Consider the following 2,898-nt stretch of genomic DNA (forward strand, 5'->3'; position numbering starts at 1 on the left):
CCCGGGAGGACAAACCCACGCCCACGCCATCCTCCCGTCCCCGAATCCCCTCCGCCTCGGGAGCACGGGCCCACACGCCCGCGGTATCCTCCGCTCCCCGAATCCCCCCGCTTCCGGGAGGACAGGCGCACGATGCGAAGCCGCGCATCACCCCCGAAGCGTCAGGCGGCGGGAATGACGAAGGAGGGGGCCGCCGCAGCGACCCCCTCCCCCACGACCTCCCGGTCGTCAGTCCTCGACGATGTCGATCTGGCGGAACAGGTCGGCGCCGACGGCCTCGCGCATGGCGCCGAGGATGTCGTCGGGCACCGGCGAGTCGACGGTGAGCACCGAGAGCGCGCGACCCGTGGCATCCGGAGCTGCCACCTGGAGGCCGGCGATGTTGATGCCCGCCTCGCCCAGCTTCTGGCCGTAGATGGCGACGATGCCGGGGCGGTCAGCGTAGCGCATGACGAGGTGGTGCTTCTCGATGGGCACCTCGATGTCGTAGCCGTTGATCGACACCACCTTGGGCACCATACGTGTTCCTGCGAGCGTGCCGGCGACGGTGAGGGTCGAGCCGTCGGCCAGGGTGCCGCGCAGGATCGTGATGTTGCGGTATAGCGGGCTCTCGGCCTCGACGACCAGACGAGCCTCGACACCGCGCTGCTCGGCGAACAGCGGCGCGTTGACGTACGAGACGCTCTCGCTGACGATCCGGCTGAAGTAGCCCTTGAGCGCCGCGAGACGGTAGACGCTGACGTCGTACTGGGCGAGCTCGCCGCGCACCTCGATGTCGAGGCTGGTGAGCGCGCTGTCGGCCAGGCCGCTGAAGAACTGACCGAGCATCTCCACGAGGGCGATGCCGGGGCGCACGAACGGGTCGATGGCGCCGCCGGCGACGTTCACGGCATCCGGAACGAGGTCGCCCTCAAGCGCGAGCTTGACCGAGCGGGCGACGGAGACGCCCGCCTTCTCCTGCGCCTCTTCGGTGCTGGCGCCCAGGTGGGGCGTGACGACGACGTTGGGAAGGTCGAGGAGCTTGCGGGCCGGCCCGCCCTCGACGGGGGGCTCGGACGAGAACACGTCGAGACCCGCGCCGGCGATCTCGCCGGTGGTGAGGGCGTCGAACAGGGCGTCTTCGTCGATGAGTCCGCCGCGGGCGACGTTGATCACGTAGGCCGTCTTCTTCATGCGGCGCAGCTGTTCGGTACCGATCATGCCCGTGGTCTCGGGCGTCTTCGGCATGTGGATCGTGACGAAGTCGCTCTGCTCGAGGAGCTCGTCGAGCGAGACGAGCTGCACGCCGAGCTGCTGCGCGCGAGCGGCGGTGACGTAGGGGTCGTACGCGATGACGCGCATGTCGAAGCCCTGCAGACGGGCGGCGATGAGGGCGCCGATCCGGCCGAGGCCGACGATGCCGATCGTCTTCTCGAAGAGCTCGGTGCCGGTAAACGAGCTGCGCTTCCACAGGCCCTGCGCGAGGGAAGCGTGTGCGGCGGGGATGCGGCGCGCAAGGCTCAGTACGTGCCCGACGGTGAGCTCGGCGGCGGAGATGATGTTCGACGTCGGAGCGTTGACCACCATCACGCCGGCAGCGGTGGCCGACTTGATGTCGACGTTGTCGAGGCCGACACCGGCGCGGGCGACCACCTTCAGCAACGGCGCCGCGGCGAGGGCCTCGGCGTCGATCTGGGTGGCCGAGCGCACCAGCACCGCGTGCGCGTCGGCGAGGGCCGAGAGCAGCGCGGGGCGGTCGGTCCCATCGACGTTGCGCACGTCGAAGTCGGGGCCGAGCGCGTCGATCGTGGCGGGAGAGAGTTCTTCGGCGATGAGCACGACGGGCTTCGTCACGGATGCGTCCTTCGAAACGGTGCTGGGGACTGGCGCGCACCGCCGCGCATCACCGGCGCGAGCCGGACGCGCGACCCGTGCGGGCCGTCTGCCAGCCTAGCGCGGAGGCGAGGACGCCCCCGACCGTGTGACGGCGGACGATGGATGCCGGGACCCCGGCGCCGCTGGGCGTGCAGCGAGACGGCGTCGCGCTGACATCATGTCTGCAGCCTGCAACCGACTCGTCAGCGAGATACGGTCTCGCGCCGAAGGAGGAGCGCTCAGCCCCCGTACAAGCCGTACGACGTTGTGCCGTAACCCACGATCGCGAGCCAGAATGCGGCCGACAGAGTCAGACCGGCGAGCAGCACGATCGCGAACTCCCCCGCCCGGCGGCGAGCCCCGATCGCGAAAGCCACGCCGAACGCGAGGAGGGGGAACGCGATGGGCAGGATGTAGACGAACCATCCCAGTCCGTTGAGCCCGAGCGGTCCGTTCACCTGCTGGATCAACAGCGCGACCGAGCTCCACACGACGTAGGCGTAGAACAAGCCGAACACTCCGGCGATCGTCACGACCAGCCAGGTGGGCAGATGGCGGGTGCGCACGGTCTCGCTCATGCGAAGGCTCCCAACGAGAGGAAGGGCCAGGGGACGAGCAGCACGATGCCGAGGATCAGCAGCAGGAAACGCTGCCAGGTGCGCCACGACCGCGTCAGCGCGAGCACTGCGACGAACCACACCAGCGGGGCGAGGGCCGCACCGATGGTCAGGGCGATCAGCGTGACGGACGGGATGGGCAATCCCAGCCCCTGCAGCCGCAGGCCGGCGACGAGCCATCCGACGGCGAACAGCAGGAACGTGGCGGCGACCATGCCGATGCCGATCAGGCCGGCGTTGCCCAGCGGCCTCGGGTGAGCGGCATCCGCTTGATCATCTGCCGACTCGACGTCGTCGGCTTCGGGATGCCGGGCGGCCGGCGCCGTGGATGACGAACGGGTCTGCGCGGGTTCGGGTGCAGGCTGCAGGGGCTCCGGTCCACGCCCCTCGGCTACGGGCTCGGGAGTCAGGGCGGGCTCGGACGCCG

General features: G+C 70.0%; 3 protein-coding genes. All 3 read right to left on the reverse strand.

Annotated elements, in window-relative coordinates:
* Positions 1 to 228 precede the first annotated feature (228 nt).
* Positions 229 to 1,833, reverse strand: coding sequence for a phosphoglycerate dehydrogenase (gene serA, locus RWP81_RS15855; RefSeq protein WP_314457723.1), 1,605 nt, complete (start codon positions 1,831 to 1,833; stop codon positions 229 to 231).
* Between the two features lie 260 nt (positions 1,834 to 2,093).
* Complete coding sequence (locus RWP81_RS15860; RefSeq protein ID WP_314457724.1) at positions 2,094 to 2,432, reverse strand: bacitracin resistance protein; 339 nt, start codon at positions 2,430 to 2,432, stop codon at positions 2,094 to 2,096.
* Positions 2,429 to 2,898 (reverse strand): hypothetical protein (locus RWP81_RS15865; RefSeq protein ID WP_314457725.1); only part of this gene is annotated, 470 nt, incomplete at its 5' end. The genes RWP81_RS15860 and RWP81_RS15865, both read right to left, overlap by 4 nt.

This window comes from uncultured Microbacterium sp. (genome assembly GCF_963521695.1).
GTDB lineage: Bacteria > Actinomycetota > Actinomycetes > Actinomycetales > Microbacteriaceae > Microbacterium.

What these genes read in the sequence shown, in the direction of transcription:
- RWP81_RS15860 (WP_314457724.1), bottom strand. Translation starts at nt 2,432, where the DNA reads ATGAGCGAGACCGTGCGCACCCGCCATCTGCCCACCTGGCTGGTCGTG.